The sequence below is a fragment of the Kitasatospora sp. NPDC036993 genome (genome assembly GCF_055607525.1).
Map to the genome: position 1 here is coordinate 23,405 of NZ_JBVJRP010000020.1, position 17,124 is coordinate 40,528.

General features: G+C 72.2%; 14 protein-coding genes. 8 read left to right on the forward strand and 6 right to left on the reverse strand.

Annotation, left to right across the window (positions count from 1 at the left end; translation table 11 throughout):
• Positions 1–16 precede the first annotated feature (16 nt).
• From ACZ7C5_RS32245 to ACZ7C5_RS32255, 3 genes are all read right to left on the reverse strand, one after another.
• Positions 17–1,210 carry an RtcB family protein gene (locus ACZ7C5_RS32245; RefSeq protein WP_401091970.1) on the reverse strand — a complete coding sequence of 398 codons (1,194 nt, stop codon included), beginning with the start codon at positions 1,208–1,210 and terminating at the stop codon, positions 17–19.
• 321 nt (positions 1,211–1,531) lie between these two features.
• Complete coding sequence (locus ACZ7C5_RS32250; protein WP_188296112.1) at positions 1,532–2,896, reverse strand: M16 family metallopeptidase; 1,365 nt, start codon at positions 2,894–2,896, stop codon at positions 1,532–1,534.
• Between the two features lie 20 nt (positions 2,897–2,916).
• The gene (locus ACZ7C5_RS32255) at positions 2,917–4,269 is read right to left on the reverse strand and encodes a M16 family metallopeptidase (protein WP_401091969.1); all 1,353 of its coding nucleotides are present in this window, start codon (positions 4,267–4,269) and stop codon (positions 2,917–2,919) included.
• 276 nt (positions 4,270–4,545) lie between these two features.
• Between ACZ7C5_RS32255 and ACZ7C5_RS32260 the strand changes: the two genes are divergently transcribed.
• The 6 genes from ACZ7C5_RS32260 to ACZ7C5_RS32285 all read left to right on the forward strand — a co-directional run bounded on the left by ACZ7C5_RS32260 (position 4,546) and on the right by ACZ7C5_RS32285 (position 11,496).
• Positions 4,546–6,996, forward strand: coding sequence for a DNA gyrase/topoisomerase IV subunit A (locus ACZ7C5_RS32260; RefSeq protein WP_401091968.1), 2,451 nt, complete (start codon positions 4,546–4,548; stop codon positions 6,994–6,996).
• 188 nt (positions 6,997–7,184) lie between these two features.
• The gene (locus ACZ7C5_RS32265) at positions 7,185–7,478 is read left to right on the forward strand and encodes a hypothetical protein (RefSeq protein WP_188296090.1); all 294 of its coding nucleotides are present in this window, start codon (positions 7,185–7,187) and stop codon (positions 7,476–7,478) included.
• A gap of 29 nt (positions 7,479–7,507) precedes the next feature.
• The gene (locus ACZ7C5_RS32270; protein ID WP_470324044.1) at positions 7,508–8,770 is read left to right on the forward strand and encodes a hypothetical protein; all 1,263 of its coding nucleotides are present in this window, start codon (positions 7,508–7,510) and stop codon (positions 8,768–8,770) included.
• Between the two features lie 12 nt (positions 8,771–8,782).
• Positions 8,783–9,802 (forward strand): hypothetical protein, encoded by a 1,020-nt coding sequence (locus ACZ7C5_RS32275; protein ID WP_401091966.1) that lies wholly within the window; start codon positions 8,783–8,785, stop codon positions 9,800–9,802.
• 17 nt (positions 9,803–9,819) lie between these two features.
• A complete protein-coding gene (locus tag ACZ7C5_RS32280; protein WP_401091965.1) occupies positions 9,820–10,569 on the forward strand; it encodes a hypothetical protein in 750 nt (249 codons plus the stop codon).
• Positions 10,570–10,593: 24 nt separating this feature from the next.
• Complete coding sequence (locus tag ACZ7C5_RS32285) at positions 10,594–11,496, forward strand: sucrase ferredoxin (RefSeq protein ID WP_470324045.1); 903 nt, start codon at positions 10,594–10,596, stop codon at positions 11,494–11,496.
• Positions 11,497–11,582: 86 nt separating this feature from the next.
• Here ACZ7C5_RS32285 and ACZ7C5_RS32290 read toward each other — a convergent pair whose 3' ends face one another.
• From ACZ7C5_RS32290 to ACZ7C5_RS32300, 3 genes are read right to left on the reverse strand one after another with little or no spacing between them, the layout of a single operon-like run.
• The gene (locus ACZ7C5_RS32290) at positions 11,583–12,644 is read right to left on the reverse strand and encodes an ABC transporter substrate-binding protein (protein ID WP_401091963.1); all 1,062 of its coding nucleotides are present in this window, start codon (positions 12,642–12,644) and stop codon (positions 11,583–11,585) included.
• Positions 12,645–12,690: 46 nt separating this feature from the next.
• Positions 12,691–13,638: an ABC transporter permease gene (locus ACZ7C5_RS32295; RefSeq protein ID WP_470324046.1), complete on the reverse strand. Its 948-nt coding sequence runs from the start codon at positions 13,636–13,638 to the stop codon at positions 12,691–12,693.
• Entirely contained in the window at positions 13,628–14,452 is an 825-nt protein-coding gene (locus ACZ7C5_RS32300; RefSeq protein WP_401091961.1) for an ABC transporter ATP-binding protein, read from the reverse strand. Before ACZ7C5_RS32300 ends, ACZ7C5_RS32295 begins: the two co-directional genes overlap by 11 nt.
• 314 nt (positions 14,453–14,766) lie before the next feature.
• Here ACZ7C5_RS32300 and ACZ7C5_RS32305 point away from each other — a divergent pair, with 314 nt between their 5' ends.
• Positions 14,767–16,362, forward strand: coding sequence for a sensor histidine kinase (locus ACZ7C5_RS32305; protein WP_401091960.1), 1,596 nt, complete (start codon positions 14,767–14,769; stop codon positions 16,360–16,362).
• Complete coding sequence (locus ACZ7C5_RS32310) at positions 16,362–17,048, forward strand: response regulator (protein WP_188296082.1); 687 nt, start codon at positions 16,362–16,364, stop codon at positions 17,046–17,048. The genes ACZ7C5_RS32305 and ACZ7C5_RS32310 overlap by 1 nt, the downstream gene beginning before the upstream one ends.
• Positions 17,049–17,124 lie beyond the last annotated feature (76 nt).

Below are 17,124 nucleotides of genomic sequence, written 5' to 3' on the forward strand. Positions count from 1 at the left end.
ACCGCGGCCGGCCGCGTCAGCCCTTGACGCAGACGACCTGCTTGAGGTGCGCGACCACCTCGACGAGGTCCTTCTGCTGCTCGATGACCTTCTCGATGTTCTTGTAGGCGCCCGGGATCTCGTCGACCACGCCGCCGTCCTTGCGGCACTCCACGCCCTTGGTCTGCTCGACCAGGTCCTGGGTGGTGAAGCGCTTCTTCGCGGCGTTGCGGCTCATCTTCCGGCCGGCGCCGTGCGAGGCGGAGTTGAACGCCGCCGCGTTGCCCAGGCCGCGGACGATGTAGGAGCCCGTCCCCATCGAGCCGGGGATGATCCCGAGGTCGCCGCTGCCGGCCCGGATCGCGCCCTTGCGGGTCACCAGCACGTCGACGCCGTCGTACGCCTCCTCCGCCACGTAGTTGTGGTGGCAGCTGATCACCTCGTCGAAGGCGACCTTCGACTTGGCGAACTCGCGCCGGACGACGCCCTGGAAGAGCGCCATCATGACCGCGCGGTTGCGCTTCGCGTACTCCTGCGCCCAGAACAGGTCCTGGCGGTAGGCGTTCATCTGCGGGGTGTCGGCGATGAACACCGCGAGGTCCTGGTCGATCAGGCCCTGGTTGTGCGGCAGCGAGCGGGCGACGCCCATGTGGTGCTCCGCCAGCTCCTTGCCGATGTTGCGGGAGCCGGAGTGCAGCATCAACCAGACCACATTGGTCGTATCAACGCACAGTTCTATGAAGTGATTTCCTCCGCCGAGCGTGGCCATCTGCTGCATCGCCCGTTCCCGGCGCCACTTGACCGCCTCCGCCACCCCGTCGAAGCGCTGCCAGAAGTCATCCCAACCCGCCGCCCGGAAGCCGTACAGCCTGGTCGGGTCGACCGGGTCGCTGTGCAGGCCGCGGCCGACCGGGATGGCCTGCTCGATCTTGCGGCGCAGGCGGGACAGGTCGTCCGGGAGGTCCTCGGCGGTGAGCGAGGTCTTCACCGCGCTCATCCCGCAGCCGATGTCGACGCCGACCGCCGCCGGGCAGACCGCGCCCTTCATGGCGATGACGGAGCCGACGGTGGCACCCTTGCCCAGGTGGACGTCGGGCATCACGGCGAGGCCGTGCAGCCAGGGCAGGGAGCTGATGTTGCGCAGCTGCTGCATGGCCTGGCCCTCGACGGTGGCCGGGTCGGTCCACATCCGGATCGGCACCCGGACGCCGGGCACCTCGGTGTACGTCATGGTCGAACGACCTCCAGAGGTCGGGAAGTTCACGTGAGGAAGCTGCCGCGCGAGGAATCCCGGCGCGGCTCGGGGAAGTTCGGGAGTGCGGGCTCAGACGCCCGGGGCGACGGTGCAGGGGGAATACGGCCTCGGGGAGCGTCGTCGTATCGCTTGCTCGACCCGCATGGTGGCCGCCTCCCTTCCTTCGTCGCCGTTCGCACGTGCTGTGCGTCGGGGAACATCTATCCACGGAACGGGCGTGGCCCGCAACGGATTTAAAAACGCGTCCGGCCCGGCGGAGCGGGTGCTCCACCGGGCCGGACGGGGCTGCGGCGGGCGTCAGCCGACGACGGTGACCTCGCCGATCCCGAGCGCCCGCACGTCGTCGGCGATCACGGAGGCGTCGCCGACCAGGACGGTGACCAGGCGGTCCGGCGGGAAGGCCGCGACGACCGCCTCGGTGGCGGCGGCGGTGGGCAGTTCGGCGAGCCGCCGGTAGACCTCGGCCTGGTAGTCGTCCGGCAGGTACTGCTCGACCTGGTCGGCCAGGGTGCCGGCGACCGAGCCCGCGGTCTCGTACTTCAGCGGCGCGACGCCGACCAGGAACTGCACGGCCTCGTCGCGCTCGGCGTCGGTGAGGCCCTCGGTACCGAGGGTGCGCAGGATGGTCCAGGTGTCGGCCAGCGCGGGCGCGGTGGAGGCGGTGTCCACCGAGCCGCTGATGGCGAGCAGCGAGCGTCCGCTGCCGTCGGCGGCCGAGCGCAGCGGCTGGGCGAAGGAGCGCACGCCGTAGGTGTAGCCCTTCTCCTCGCGCAGGACGCGGTCGAGCCGGGAGGTGAGGGTGCCGCCGAGGCAGTAGGTGCCGAGGGTCTGGGCGGCCCAGACCGGGTCGTGGCGGTCGGGCCCGATCCGGCCGATGAGCAGCTGGGTCTGGACGGAGCCGGGGCGGTCCACGATGACGACCCGGCCGCGGTCGTCGCCGGTGACCGGGGCGTGGACCGAGGGCTCGGCGGCGGTGCCGGTCCAGGTGCCGAGGGTGCTCTCCAGCAGGGCGGGCAGGTCGACGCCGGTGAGGTCGCCGACCACCACGACGGTGCTGGTCCCGGGGCGCACGTGGGCGTCGTAGAAGGCCTTGACGGCGGCGCGGTCGATCGACTTGACGGTGTCGGCGGTGCCGGCGCGGGGCCGGGAGAGCCGGTCGGCGGCGTCGAAGAGCTCGGCGTACAGAGCCTTGGCCGCGCGCCGGGCGGGGTTGGCCTGCTCGTGGACGATCTCGTCCAGGCGGTTGGCGACCAGTCGCTCGATCTCGGCCTCCGGCAGCGCGGGGGCGCGCAGGGCGTCGGCGAGCAGGGACAGGCCGCGCTGGAGCCGGGAGGCCGGGACCTCCAGGGAGATCCGGATGCACGGGTGGTCGGCGTGCGCGTCGAGGGTGGCGCCGGCGCGCTCCAGCTCGGCGGCGAACTCCTCGGCGCTGAGGGTGTCGGTGCCCTCGCTGAAGGCGCGGGCGAGGATGCCGGCGATGCCGTCGAGGCCCTCGGGCTCGGCGGCGAGCGGGGCGTCGACGAGGACCTCGACGGCGACCAGCTGCTGACCGGGCCGGTGGCAGTGCAGGACGGTGATGCCGTTGCCGAGGGCGGCCCGCTCGGGGGCGGGGAAGTCCCAGGGGCTGGGCGTGCCCGGCTGGGGCTGGGGGTGGAAGGTCATGGCGGGGACGTAGTCGGTGCTCATACGGCGGCACCCTCCTCTTCGGAAGCGGCGTCGGAAGCGGCGTCGGCGTCGGTCTCGGCGGCGGTCGGCTCGTAGACGAGGACGGCCCGGTTGTCGGGGTGGAGCCTGGCCTTGGCGACGGCCTGGACCTCCTCGGCGGTGACGTCGAGGACCTTGGGGAGGGCGTCGTTGAGCAGCTTGGGGTCGCCGAACAGGACGGCGTAGCGGCACAGTTCGTCGGCGCGGCCGGCGACGGTGGTGAGCCGGTCGAGCCACTCGCGCTCGATCTGGGCCTGGGCGCGTTCGAGTTCCTCGGGCGTGGGGCCCTCGGCGGCGAAGCGGGCGAGCTCCTCGTCGACGGCGGTGCCGATCTGTTCGAGCGTGGCGTCGCCGGAGGTCTTGGCGTCGAGCCAGCCGAGGCTGGGGGCGCCGGCCAGGCGCAGCAGGCCGAAGCCGGCGGCGACGGCGGTGCGGTCACGGCGGACCAGCCGGTTGTAGAGGCGGCTGGACTCGCCGCTGCCGAGGATGGTGAGGGCGAGGTCGGCGGCGTCGGCCTCGCGGGTGCCGTCGTGCGGGAGGCGGTAGGCGGCCATCAGGGCGCGGGAGGGGACGTCCTCGTGGACCTCCTCGCGGATCTCGCGGCCGATGGTCTCGGGGAGTTCGCCGGAGCGCGGGGGCTGCTTGCCGTCGTGCGCGGGGATGGAGCCGAAGTACTTCTCGACCCAGGCGACGGTCTGCTCGGGGTCGATGTCGCCGACCACGGAGAGGACGGCGTTGTTGGGCGCGTAGTACGTCCGGAAGAACGCGCGGGCGTCCTCCAGCGTGGCGGCGTCGAGGTCGGCCATGGAGCCGATCGGGGTGTGGTGGTACGGGTGGCCGTCGGGGAAGGAGAGCGCGGTGAGCTTCTCGAAGGCGGTGCCGTACGGCACGTTGTCGTAGCGCTGGCGGCGCTCGTTCTTGACGACGTCGCGCTGGTTCTCCATGGACGTCTCGTCGAGCGCGGCGAGCAGCGAGCCCATCCGGTCGGCCTCCAGCCAGAGGGCGAGCTCCAGCTGGTGGGCGGGCATGGTCTCGAAGTAGTTGGTGCGCTCGAAGCTGGTGGTGCCGTTGAGCGAGCCGCCGGCGCCCTGGACGAGCTCGAAGTGCCCGTTGTTGGAGACGTTGGCGGAGCCCTGGAACATCAGGTGCTCGAAGAGGTGGGCGAGGCCGGTGCGGCCCTTGACCTCGTGCCGGGAGCCCACGTCGTACCAGAGGCAGACGGCGGCGACCGGGGTGAGGTGGTCCTCGGAGAGGACGACACGCAGGCCGTTGGCCAGGCGGTGCTCGGTGATGGCGATGCCTCGGCTGGAGGCGGGGGCCGGGTTGGCCATGCGCTCGGGTCCTTCCCGTCGTCGATGTCGGGGGTTCGTGTGGCGTCCCCCATTGTGGTGCAACGTCCGGGAGTCGTGTTCGTGTCCGCGCGGACCGGGGCGTTCGCCAGGGGCGGAAGAGGGCCGCTGACCGGGACTGTCACCGCGAGGGTCCACAATGGGGGCGCCGCGCCCTGTCGACGGCGCCCGGTTGACGGGTCCGGTGACAGGTCGGCACCGAGACGACCGACGCCCGACCGAGACACAGCCAGCGACACGTAAGGGAGCCCCGCCGCGATGGCCCGCCGCAGTTCGCAGACCCCGCCGCCCGGAGACTTCGAGGAGCGGATCCTCGATGTCGACGTCGTGGACGAGATGCAGGGCTCCTTCCTGGAGTACGCCTACTCGGTGATCTACTCGCGTGCGCTGCCCGACGCGCGGGACGGCCTGAAGCCGGTGCACCGCCGGATCCTGTACCAGGCCAACGAGATGGGCCTGCGCCCCGAGCGCGGGCACGTGAAGTGCGCCCGCCTGGTGGGCGAGGTGATGGGCCGGCTGCACCCGCACGGCGACGCGTCGATCTACGACTCGGTCGTGCGCATGGCGCAGCCGTTCTCGATGCGGCTGCCGCTGATCGACGGGCACGGCAACTTCGGTTCGCTGGGCAACGACGACCCGCCGGCCGCGATGCGCTACACCGAGTCGCGGCTGACGGCCGCCTCGATGGCGATGGTGGAGTCGATCCACGAGGACACCGTCGACTTCGGCCCGAACTACGACGGCAGCGAGCAGGAGCCGATGGCGCTGCCGGCCGCGTTCCCGAACCTGCTGGTGAACGGCGCGACGGGCATCGCGGTGGGCATGGCGACGAACATGCCGCCGCACAACCTGTCGGAGGTGGTGGCGGCTGCCCGGCACCTGATCAAGCACCCGAGCGCGGACCTGGACACGCTGATGCGGTTCGTGCCCGGTCCCGACCTGCCGACCGGCGGGCGGATCGTGGGCCTGTCGGGCATCAGGGACGCGTACGAGTCGGGCCGCGGCACGTTCAAGATCCGGGCGACGACGACGGTGGAGGCGGTGACGGCCCGCCGCAAGGGCATCGTGGTCACCGAGCTGCCGTACAACGTCGGCCCGGAGAAGGTCATCGCGAAGATCAAGGACCTGGTCAACGCGAAGAAGCTCCAGGGCATCGCGGACGTCAAGGACCTGACGGACCGCGAGCACGGGCTGCGGCTGGTCATCGAGGTGAAGAACGGCTTCGTGCCGGAGGCGCTGCTGGAGCAGCTGTACAAGCTGACGCCGATGGAGGAGACCTTCGGCATCAACAACGTGGCACTGGTGGACGGGCAGCCGCTGACGCTGGGGCTGAAGGAGCTGCTGGAGGTCTACGTCGACCACCGCTTCACCGTGGTGCGCCGGCGCAGCGACTTCCGCCGCCGCAAGCGGGAGGAGCGGCTGCACCTGGTCGAGGGCCTGCTGGTGGCCCTGCTCGACATCGACGAGGTCATCGCGATCATCCGGTCGAGTGACAACGCGCAGCAGGCGAAGGAGCGCCTGATGGAGCGCTTCTCGCTGTCGGAGACGCAGACCGCGTACATCCTGGACACCCCGCTGCGGCGGCTGACCCGCTTCGACCGGGTGGAGCTGGAGCAGGAGAAGGAGAAGCTGAACTCCGAGATCGCGGACCTGACCGAGATCCTGGAGTCGGACACCAAGCTGCGCAGCGTGGTCTCGTCCGAACTGGCCGCGGTGTCCAAGCAGTTCGGGACGGAGCGGCGCACGGTGCTGCTGGAGGCGGGGGCGGCGCCCGCGGCGGCGCTGACGGTGCCGCTGGAGGTCGCGGACGACCCGTGCCGGGTGCTGCTGTCCTCGACGGGGCTGCTGGCACGGACGGCGGACGGGGAGCCGTTCGAGCTGTCGGAGAAGCGGGCGAAGCACGACGTGATCGTGTCGGCGGTGCACGCGACGGCGCGGGCTGACGTGGGCGTGGTGACGTCCGTCGGCCGGGTGCTGCGGCTGCCGGTGATCGACCTGCCGGCGCTGCCGCCGACGCCGTCGCCGACGCTGGCGGGCGGGGCCGCGGTGGGCGAGTTCCTGCGGCTGGAGGCCGGAGAGCGGGTGCTGGCGCTGACCACGCTGGACGAGTCCTCGCCGGGGCTGGCGCTGGGCACGGCGCAGGGCGTGGTGAAGCGGGTGGTGCCGGAGTGGCCGGCGAACAAGGACGAGTTCGAGGTGATCGCCCTCAAGGAGGGTGACGAGCTGGTGGGCGCGATCGAACTGCGCACCGGCGAGGAGGACCTGGTCTTCATCGCCTCGGACGCCCAGCTGCTGCGCTACCCGGCGGGCCAGGTGCGTCCGCAGGGCCGCCCGGCGGGCGGCATGGCCGGCATCAAGCTGTCGGACGGCGCGCGGGTGCTGTCTTTCACGGCGGTGGACCCGGCGGCGGACGCGGTGGTGGTCTCGGTGGCCACGGCCACGGACACGCTGTCCGACGGCGAGCAGACGTCCTGGAAGGTCACCCCGTTCGAGCAGTACCCGCGCAAGGGCCGCGCCACCGGCGGGGTGCGCTGCCAGCGCTTCCTGCGCGGCGAGGACGCCCTGACCTTCGCCTGGGCCGGCGCCGCCCCGGCCCGCGCCGCCACCGCCAAGGGCGCCCCGGTCGACCTGCCCGAGCGCGACCCGCGCCGCGACGGCTCCGGCACCCCGGTGACCACCCCGATCGCGGTGGTCGCCGGCCCGGCGTAACGGCGCTCGTCCGAGCGGAGGGGTACCGGATGGTTCCGGTGCCCCTCCGCTTTTTCGTGCCCGTCCGACCGGGAATCCGGAACGGTGATCTCCAATTCCCGGCCATGGCGCGAACTTTGCCCACCCATGGGTTAGGTTCGTCGAACAGGTGCTCCACAGCGCGTCATCATCCGTTGGGGGACGGGCAATTGGCCGAAGAGTTCAAGATCGACATGAGCCGGATGAAGACCGTGTCCAAACAACTCGACGAATGCGGCAACCGCATGGGGGCGGTCGCCAAGAGCCTCGAGAACCTCGGCAAGGGCAGGCAGTTGGGCACCGAACGGCTCGACGCCGCGTGCAAGGGCTTCGAGGACCACTGGCACGGCGGCATCGGCCGGATGGCCAAGCTCGCCCACGGCCTGCGCGAAGGCCTGGACGCATCGCTCGACAACTACGGGGAGAACGAGAAGGGCACCGCCAAGGGCCTCGGCGCGACCTGAACCGACCAGCAGGGGACTGGACTTCCAGCATGAGTGACAAGAACTGGCCGGGCCTCGGCTTCTGCCCGGCCCCGGGGGACCTTCCGGCCATCGCCAAGATGTACGCGGACGTCGACGCCGTCGCCCGCGAACTGGAGGAACTACGGCACGCCCTCGCCGACCTCGGCTCCGAGGGCAGCGCCTGGCAGGGCGAGGCGGCCCGCAACTTCGCGGGCAAGCTCGGCGAGCTGCCCAAGTACCTCACCCAGGGCCACGAATCGATGGCCGCCTGCTCGCGAGCCCTCAAGGCCTGGCACACCCAGCTCACCGGCCTGCTCGCCTCCGGCAGGACGATGGAGGCCCAGGCCGTCGAGCTACGCTCCCGAGTGGGCGACACGAACGTCCAACTCGACGCCATGGGGAAGGCCCTGGACGCCTCTGCGCAGTCCGCCGACGCGGCGGCACAGACGAAGGCCAAGGCCGACTTCGAGGCCAAGCTCCAGGCCCAGCAGCAGCTCGTGCACCAGCTCGACGAGCTGATCGCGAGCGGCCACAAGCAGCTGGCCGACCACAAGAACAAGGCCGAGGCCGCCGCCCGGGCGATCCAGGAGGCGTCACGGCACCACCCGCCGGACCCGAACTTCCTCAAGCGGATGCTGGACAAGGTGGAGCACGCCTGGCAGAAGTCGGTGGACTTCCTGGCCGACCATGCGGACGCGCTGTCCCAGATCTCGGCCGGGCTGGCGATCGCGGCTCTGATAGTCCCCGGGATCGGCCCGCTGCTGGGTGCTGCGGCCGTGCTGACCAGCGCGGCCGCGCTGGCTGGGCACAGCATCGCCAAGTCCCGTGGCAAGGACGTGTCCTGGGGGAAGATCGGGATGGACGTGCTCGGAGCCTTTCCCGGTGTCGGTGCCATCAGGGGCTTCGCAACAGCGGGGAACTCGGTCAAGGCAGCCAAGGTTCCCGGCCTCGTCAACAAGATCAAGGCTCACACCGGTGCCTTCAAGGAGTCGGTGAAACTGGGGGAAGGAGCCAGTGCCGCCGAACGTACCCGATCCGCCGGCACGGCCCTGTTCGAGATGACCCGCACCCCCATGTCGACCAACGGCATCGTCGCCGGGCTCGCGAAAGCGGGCATCGAAGTGAATCCCTCCTTGGTCACGGTCACGAACAAGACAGTCGGGCTCGCCCGCAGTCTCCGTGCCGGCCGGGAGAAGGAAGAGGCGGAGGAGCCGCACATCGCGCCTCCCGGACCGACGCCCAAACCCGCGTACCGCCCGTCGCCCACGCCGTTCCTGAGCGCCGTGGGCTGAGAGGAGAGACTCATGGTCAAGGACCTCTATGTGACCCTCCCCATCTCGGGCGGGCAGCTCGCTTCCGTGCCCGAAGTAGCCGAGGCAGCACGGCGGGCCGAGACTCTGTACGGCGTCACCCTGCTGAACGACGATGTGGCGCGCAATGTGGTGATCAGGCATATGCGGCTACGGAACCGACTGGACTGGCACGGCGAAGTAGCGGCCATGTTCATCCTCGGCGGGATAGTGGTCTCCTTGGTCACTGGCAATTGGGCGGCAGCGATCCTGGGAATTCCGGCCGGAATCGCGATCTGGTTGCGGGGCGCCGACCGCGGCTCGGCGAAGAGCACCGCCTCCGTGCACTTCACCACGTACATCGGGCTGTTGAACCAGGCGCGGAGGGCGGGGCTGACGGTTCGGATTCCCGTCGACTGGGGAGCCGATGCCGATCGGGCCTCCTGGGAGGAGGGCACCGCGGCTGCTCCGCACCTGCGGCCGCCGGCTGCCCCGGCCGCGCATCTCGACGCCGCTCCCCCGCCCGTCGCCGCGCAGCCCGAGTCCTGGTGGCCGGCCGGCGCGGCGATCGACCCGAAGTTCCCTGTGCTGCCGGCTGCCGCACTCACACGCCACTCGACGCTGGCCGGCCGGGCTCGTGAACTCGGTGCTCCGCACGGCCTCGACTTCCTGAACGAACAGACCGTCCGGGGACTGCTCACCGCCGTCCGGCGCTGCCGCCAGTGGCTGGCCGCGTGGAGGTCGGTCTCCGCCTTGGCTCTGATCGCGGCCGTGCTCCTCGTCTCCCTGTTCGACGATCCCTCCGGCACCGAGCACGCCCAGCAGCTCCGATCCGCCGCCATCGGGCTGACAACAGTCGGTGCGCTCGCCGCCCTCCCCGCTCTGAGGGCGCACCGGACCTGGCGCCGCTCCGGTCTGCGCGACCACGCCGACGCCTACCTCGACCTGCTCATCGAGGCCCGTACGTACGGCGTCCCGGTCCCCGTCCCTCCGGCCTGGCTGGACGTCCGCAACCGGATCCGCAAGCCCTCATGACCCCCGTGGAAGGACCGATGTCCGGCACCCCGACAGCCCGTCTCCCCGCTCCCGCCGAGGACGCCCGGCTCCAGATCCGATTCGTCGTCCCGCCCGCCTTCCACGAGATCCCGGTGTTCGGCACCGAGGACCAGGTGGCCGAGGAGCTCTGGGAGCTGGTCTGCGAGGTCCTGGCCTCCGAACCGGACGAGACGCGGGTGCGCTGGGCGGTGGCGCTGGCCGGGCTGATCCCGCCGATGGCCGAGGCCGGGGTGATCCACGCCGGGATGTGCCTGGTGGACGTGGACGGCCGCCCGAGCACGGCCTCGATCGTGGCCTCGGTGTGCCCGTTGGCCGGGACGGACCACGCGGGCGCGGTGGACGTCCTGCTCACCCGGCTGGCCCGGTCCCGCCCGGAGGCGGAGGTGACGGCGATCGAGCTGCCGGCCGGGCGCGCGGCGGCGGTGATCGACGCCGTGTCGACGTCGATCGACGGTGGACCGGCCCCGCTGGACGGCATGGCGGTCCCGCTCCACGACGGGGTGCTGACCACCTCGGTGATCCAGGTGCACCTGCCGCTGCCGAACGAGTCCCAGCTGCTCTCGCTGGAGCTGAGCACCCCGTGCCGCGAGGACTGGGAGCTGTACTCGGAGCTGTTCGCGGACGTCGTGCGCAGCATCCACCTGGAGTTCGCCGACCTCCCGACCGTCCCCGAGGCGCTGTACGAACCGCTGGAGGAGCCGGTGGCCGAGGCGATGGCGCAGCGGATGAAGGCCGCTTTCGGCTGATCGGGCGAGGGTAGCCTTGCCAGGGTGAGCACCTGTGCGACTGTGTCGCGTGAACTTTCGGAGCCACTGGCCGCGACGGCGGCGGTGGCGAGCACCTGGCTGCTGGTCGAGCAGAACGGTCCGTGGGGCGCGAAGGCGCTGGGTGAGAGCCACCTGGACGCGGCGGTCGGGCGGGCGCTGGAGACGGCCTCGGCCGGAACGGGTGTGCGGGTCGCGCTGATCCGGCGGCCGGGGCGGCACGCCGACTGCCTGCCGACCCCCCGCCACGAGGTGATCGTGGCGCACACGGTGCCGGGCCGCGGCTGGGTGCGCCGGGCGGCGGTCGCGGATCCCGCGGAGCTGCTGGGGCTGGACTTCGCGGCGCTGGGCGCCGGCGACCACACCGGCTTCGGGGCCGAGCACGTCGGCGGCCCGGTGGCGCTGGTGTGCACCAACGGGCGGCGGGACCGCTGTTGCGCGCTGCTGGGCCGACCGCTCGCGGCGGAGCTGGCGGCGGCCGGGCACAGCGAGGTGTGGGAGGTCACCCACCTGGGCGGGCACCGCTTCTCCCCCACGATGCTGGTGCTGCCGTACGGCTACGCGTACGGGCGGCTGACGCCGGAGACCGCCAAGGAGGTGCTGGCGGCGACGGCGGCCGGGCACCTGGTGCCGGAGTGGTCGCGCGGCTGCTCGGGCTGGGAGCGTCCGGGCCAGGCCGCCGAGCACGCGGTGCGGCTGGCCACCGGCGAGACCGCGGCGGACGTGCTGACGCTGGCCCAGCGGCCGGACGGCGAGGGCCGCTGGCTGGTGGGGGTGCTGCACCGGGACGGCCGGTCCTGGGAGGTGGACGTGATCGAGACGGTGAGCGAGCCGGCGCGTCCGGAGAGCTGCGGCAAGGCGGCGGGGACACCGTCGCGGATGGAGGCGCTCTCCGTCCGGGGGCTCTGAACACCGGCCCCGGACCTGGCACGGCCCCCGGACCTGGCACGGCCCCGCGCCCGTGGGGGTGAGCGCGGGACCGCTGCCGCCGGGGCTCAGCCGGCTGCCTTGGCGACGAACTCCGTGGTGTAGGTCTTCGACAGGTCGATCGACCCCTCCTTGCCCTTCACGTCCGGGTGGAACGCGGCGAGCACCGAGAGCACCGTCTTCGGCCCGTCGGCCGGCATCACGCCGTCCGTCGTGAACATCGGCAGTGTCGCCCTGATCGCCGCCGCGTACTGCCCGGCGCCGCCCTGCCCGTAGTCGGCGGGCATCTTCGCGGCGATCTCCTCGGGGCTGTGGGTGGACATCCACCTGAGGGTCTTCACGAAGGCGTCGGCGAGCTTCTGGGTGGTGTCCCTGTTCTTCTCCACCCAGTCGGTGTTCATGTACAGCGAGGACGACGGGTACAGGCCGCCGAGCGCCTCGCGCGAGCCCTCGGGGGTGCGCATGTCGTACAGCACCTTGCCGAGGCCCTTGTCCAGGAGGTTGGCGACGGTCGGGTCCGTGGTCATCCCGGCGTCGATGCTGCCCTGCTGGAGCGCGGCGATGAAGGTCTGGCCGGCGCCGACCGCGATCGGGCTGAACTCGCTGACGGCGGTGCCGTTCTTGACCGCGAGGTACTTGGTGAGGAAGTCGGTCGAGGAGCCGATGCTGGTGACGCCGAGCTTCTTGCCCTTGAAGTCGGCGCCGGACCTGATGGCGTCGGCCTGCTTGGTGGAGACCACCTCGACCTCGCCGGGGGCCTGGGCGAACTGCACCACGGACTCGACCTTCTTGCCCTTGGCCTGGAGGTCGATGGTGTGGTCGTAGAAGCCGACCGCGCCCTGGACGTCCCCGGCGAGCAGCGCGGTGGTGGCGTTGACGCCGGCCGGTTCGGTCATCAGCTCGACGTTGACGCCGGCCTCGGCGAAGAAGCCGAGCCGCTGGGTGAGCATCGCCGGCAGGTAGATGACCTTGTCCAGGCCGCCGACCATGATCTTGACCTTGGGGCCGTCGACCTGCTGCCCGGCGGGGGCGGCGCCCGCGCCGTGGCCGGCGGTGGCGGCGTCGTTGGCGCAGGCGGAGAGCGGGAGGAGCAGGACGGCGGCGAGGGCGGCGGCAACTGATCTGCGCATGGGTGGGGGCCTCTCTCTTCTTACGGCTCTTACGGCAAGGGGGAGTTCAGCGGCCGTCGCCCGCGTCGGCGGGCTTCCAGCGGAACAGCTTCTTCTCGGCGAAGGTCAGCAGCCCCTCGGTGAGCAGCGCGACGACGGCGAGGATGGTCATGGCGGCGTACACCCCGGCCGCGTTGAAGGTGCCCTGGGCGGCGGCGACGAGCAGCCCGAGGCCCTTGGTGGCGCCGATGTACTCGCCGACGATGGCGCCGATCAGCGCGAAGCCGAAGCTCACGTGCAGGCTGGTGAAGATCCAGGTGGTGGCGGCGGGGATGACCACCTGGAGGGTGACCCTGCGGTTGTCGGCACCCAGGATGCGGGCGTTGGCGACGAGGTTGCGGTCCACCTCGCGGGCGCCCTGGAAGGCGTTGAAGAACACCGGGAAGAACACCAGCACCACGGCGGAGGCGACCTTGGACGCCGGTCCCAGGCCGAACCAGATCAGGAAGATCGGTGCGAGCACGATCCTCGGGATGGCGTTGAGCACCTTGATGTACGGTCCGAACACGTCGGCCAGGAAGCGGATCCGGCCGAGCGCGATGCCCAGCAGCACGCCGCCGACCACTCCGAGCACCCACCCGGTGAGGGCCTCGTAGAGGGTGTAGCCGATCTGCTCGCCGAGTGATCCCTGCGCGGTGCCGTGGGTGATCCACTGCCAGATCTGGTCCCAGATCCTCGACGGCTGGGAGAAGTTGAACGGGTCGATGACGTCCGTGCGGGCGCACACCTCCCAGAGGCCGAGGAAGGCGAGCAGCACCGCGACCCGGGCTCCGAAGACGACCAGCCTCCGGTGGCGGGCGGCCCGTTCGCGGGCCTCGGTCCTCGTGGTGACGGCCTGGGGCTTCCCGGCGACGGGCGACCCGGGCGCGGCTCCGGCTCCGGCTCCGGCTCCGGATTCTGCTCCGGCTCCGGACGGGGACTCGGACTCGGACGCGGACGCGGTCTCAAGCGGCATGACCCGCTCCTCTCTCCCGAGTGATGCGCACCTCTTCGCCGAGCGAGGCCCAGATCTCGCGGTACAGCTCGACGAACCTCGGTTCCAGCCGGACGGCCTCCACGGTGCGCGGGCGCGGCAGGTCGACGGTGAAGACCTCCTTGACGGTGGCCGGTCCCGCCGTCATCACCACGACCCGGTCGGCGAGCGCGATGGCCTCGTCCAGGTCATGGGTGACGAAGACGACCGAGGCCGCGTTCCTGGCGGAACTCGTGCCCGCCCACAGCTCCAGCAGCTGGTCCGACATCAGGGCGCGGGTCTGCACGTCCAGTGCCGAGAAGGGCTCGTCCATCAGCAGGATCGCCGGGTCGTTGACGAAGGTCTGGGCGAGCGCGACGCGCTTGCGCATGCCGCCGGACAGCTGGTGCGGGTAGCGGTCCTCGAAGGCGGCCAGGCCGACCCGGCCGAGCCAGTCCCTGGCCCGGTCGCGGGCCTCGGCGGCCGGTACGCCGCGGAACCGCGGGCCGGCCATCACGTTGGACAGGACGGTGCGCCAGGGGAAGACGGCGTCCTGCTGGAAGACGAACCCCACCTTGGGGTCGATCCCGCTCACGGGCTCGCCGTACACCCTGACCTCGCCCTCGGTGGGCTCCTCCAGGCCGCTGACCAGGGTCAGCGTGGTGGACTTGCCGCAGCCGGTGGGGCCGACGACGGCGACGAACTCGCCCTGGGCGACGGTCAGATCGAGGTCGCGGACGGCGGTGTGCAACGCCCCCGAGGGGGTGCGGAAGCGTTTCGTCGCGCCGGTCAGCTCGATCGCCGGGGTGTCTGTCATGCAATCCTCCCGGGTCTGTGCTTGCCCCGGAAAGGTAGGAGCGGGAGCTGCCCCGGCGGGAGCCTTCTTCGCGTAGTGCGACTTCTCCGCATAGAGGGGTGTTCTGCTCGTTTTGCTTCCGCTACAACTGCGGGGACGCGGCTGACAGAAGCACCCCGGAAACATAAGGTGTCCCGACCCCCACCGAAGGCGCCCCGGTCTCCCCCTCCGAGAGCGCCCCGACCGCCGACCTCCCCCCGCCGAAAGGCGCACCGACCGCCGTCCACCCCAGCCGAAGGCGCCCGATCCCCCGCAGCCCCCGAGAGGAGGCCCGGTTGAAGCTCCCCCACTGGCCCCGCCGGGTCTTCGCCCAGCTGCTGCTGAGCCAGACCGTCGTCACCGTCGGCGTCACCACCGTGACCGCCGGGCTGTTCCTCGCCCCGGTGAGCAGCGAGCTGGACCACGACGCGATGCAGCGGGCGCTGTCGATCGCCCAGGCCACCGCCGCCGACGAGAGCATCGCCCGGGCCGCGGCCGGCCGCGACGTGGTGGCCGCGCAGCGCAACGCCGAGCAGATCCGGCTGGCCACCGGCGCCACCTTCGTGGTGGTCACCGACCTGGACGGCATCCGGCTCTCGCACACCGACCCGGGCCGGATCGGCCTGCGGGTCAGCACCGACCCGGAGCCGGCCCTCAGCGGTCGCAGCGTCACCGCCATCCAGGAGGGCACCCTGGGCCGCACCGCCCGCGGCAAGGTGCCGCTGCGGATGGCGGACGGCCGGATCGTCGGCGAGGTGTCGGTCGGCATCAGCGACGACTCGATCCGCCGCCGGCTGCTGAAGATGCTCACCGGCATCCTGCTGTGCGCCGGGGCCGGTCTGGCCGCGGGGACGCTCGCCACCCTCCTGCTGGCCCGCCGCCTCAAGCGCCGCACCCACAACATCGCGCTGGCCGACATCTCGGCGCTCCTGGTCGAACGGGAGGCGATGCTGCACGGCATCCGCGAGGGCATGGTGGCACTGGACGAGCACGGCCGGATCCGGCTGGCCAACGACGAGGCCCTGCGGCTGCTCGGGCTGCCCGAGGACTGCGCCGGCCGGCCGATCGACGCGGTACTGCCGCCCGGCCGGCTGGCGGACGTGCTCTCCGGGCGGATCACCGGCGCCGACCTGCCGGCCGTCCGGGACGACCGGGTGCTGGTGGTGAACCGGACGGCCACGCCCGAGGGCGGCGCGGTGGTGACCCTGCGCGACCGCACCGAGCTGGAGTCGCTGGTCCGCGAGCTGGACACCACCCGCAGCCTGACCGAGGCGCTGCGGGCCCAGGACCACGAGCACGCCAACCGGATGCACACCCTGCTGGGCCTGCTGGAGCTGGGCCGCCACGAGCAGGCGGTGGCGTTCATCTCGGAACAGTCGGGCTCGCACGCCGTGATCGCCGCGCGGATCGCCGAGCAGGTGCAGGACCCGCACGTCGCCGCCCTGCTGGCGGGCAAGACCGCGGTGGCGGGCGAGCGCGGGGTGCGGCTGGCGCTGGCCCCGGCGGCGCACCTGCCGGACACGGTGGTGGACGCCAGGGCCCTGGTGACGGTGCTCGGCAACCTGATCGACAACGCGGTGGACGCGCTGGCCGCGGGCGGCGGGGGCCGGGTCGAGGTGAGCCTGGCGGCGGCCGGCCCGACCCTGCTGCTCCAGGTCGCGGACAGCGGGCCCGGCGTGCCGGAGGACCTGCGCGAGCGGGTCTTCGAAGAGGGGTGGACCAGCAAGGACGCGCCCGCGCACCGTCCGCGCGGGCTGGGGCTGGCGATGGTGCGGCGGCTGGTCGAGCGGACCGGCGGCCGGATCGTGCTCGACACCGGGCCGCTCGGCGGCGCCCGGTTCACCGTCGAGCTGCCCGAGGCCCTGCTCACCACTCGGCTCGTGGAGGCGTGATGATCGACGTACTCGTGGTGGACGACGACTTCCGGGTCGCCGACGTGCACGCCGCGTACGTGGCCAAGGTCCCCGGGTTCCGGGTGACCGGCACCGCGCACTCGGCCGCGGAGGCACTGGCCGCCCTGGAGCGCCGCCCGGTGGACCTGCTGCTGCTCGACCACCACCTGCCCGACGAGACCGGTCTGGCCCTGGTGCGCCGGCTGCGGGACCGCCAGGTCGCCTGCGACGTGATGATGGTGACGGCCGCCCGGGACGTCTCGACGGTGCACGCCGCGATGCAGCACGGCGCGCTCCAGTACCTGGTCAAGCCGTTCACCTTCGCCGGACTGCGGGAGAAGCTGGTGGCGTACGCGCAGCTGCGGCACGCGCTCGCCGCCCCGGCCAGGGAGGCCGGGCAGGACGAGGTGGACCGGCTGTTCGCGACCCTGCGCAGCGCCGCCGCCCCGGCCGGGACGCTCCCCAAGGGCCACTCGGCGCCCACCACCGACCTGGTGCTCGGCGTGCTGCGCCGGGCCGGACGGCCGCTGTCCGCTCAGGAGGTCGCCGACGCCACCGGGCTGAGCCGCTCCACCGCGCAGCGCTACCTCAAGCAGCTGGAGCGGGACAGCCGGCTGCGGCTGACCCTGCGCTACGGCGACACCGGCCGCCCCGAGCACCGCTACGGCCTGGCGGCCCGGGCGTAACCGGGCCACCAGGCCGGTGGGCGGACATGGGGGAACCCCGGCGGCCCCAGGCCCGCCGGGGTTCCCCGGGCGCGAC

Coding starts and splice junctions, on each gene's coding strand:
- ACZ7C5_RS32290 (WP_401091963.1), bottom strand. CDS start 12,644: ATGCGCAGATCAGTTGCCGCCGCCCTCGCCGCCGTCCTGCTCCTCCCG.
- ACZ7C5_RS32300 (WP_401091961.1), bottom strand. CDS start 14,452: ATGACAGACACCCCGGCGATCGAGCTGACCGGCGCGACGAAACGCTTC.
- ACZ7C5_RS32255 (WP_401091969.1), bottom strand. CDS start 4,269: ATGGCCAACCCGGCCCCCGCCTCCAGCCGAGGCATCGCCATCACCGAG.
- ACZ7C5_RS32310 (WP_188296082.1), top strand. CDS start 16,362: ATGATCGACGTACTCGTGGTGGACGACGACTTCCGGGTCGCCGACGTG.
- ACZ7C5_RS32270 (WP_470324044.1), top strand. CDS start 7,508: ATGAGTGACAAGAACTGGCCGGGCCTCGGCTTCTGCCCGGCCCCGGGG.
- ACZ7C5_RS32295 (WP_470324046.1), bottom strand. CDS start 13,638: ATGCCGCTTGAGACCGCGTCCGCGTCCGAGTCCGAGTCCCCGTCCGGA.
- ACZ7C5_RS32275 (WP_401091966.1), top strand. CDS start 8,783: ATGGTCAAGGACCTCTATGTGACCCTCCCCATCTCGGGCGGGCAGCTC.
- ACZ7C5_RS32260 (WP_401091968.1), top strand. CDS start 4,546: ATGGCCCGCCGCAGTTCGCAGACCCCGCCGCCCGGAGACTTCGAGGAG.
- ACZ7C5_RS32245 (WP_401091970.1), bottom strand. CDS start 1,210: ATGACGTACACCGAGGTGCCCGGCGTCCGGGTGCCGATCCGGATGTGG.
- ACZ7C5_RS32280 (WP_401091965.1), top strand. CDS start 9,820: ATGTCCGGCACCCCGACAGCCCGTCTCCCCGCTCCCGCCGAGGACGCC.
- ACZ7C5_RS32250 (WP_188296112.1), bottom strand. CDS start 2,896: ATGACCTTCCACCCCCAGCCCCAGCCGGGCACGCCCAGCCCCTGGGAC.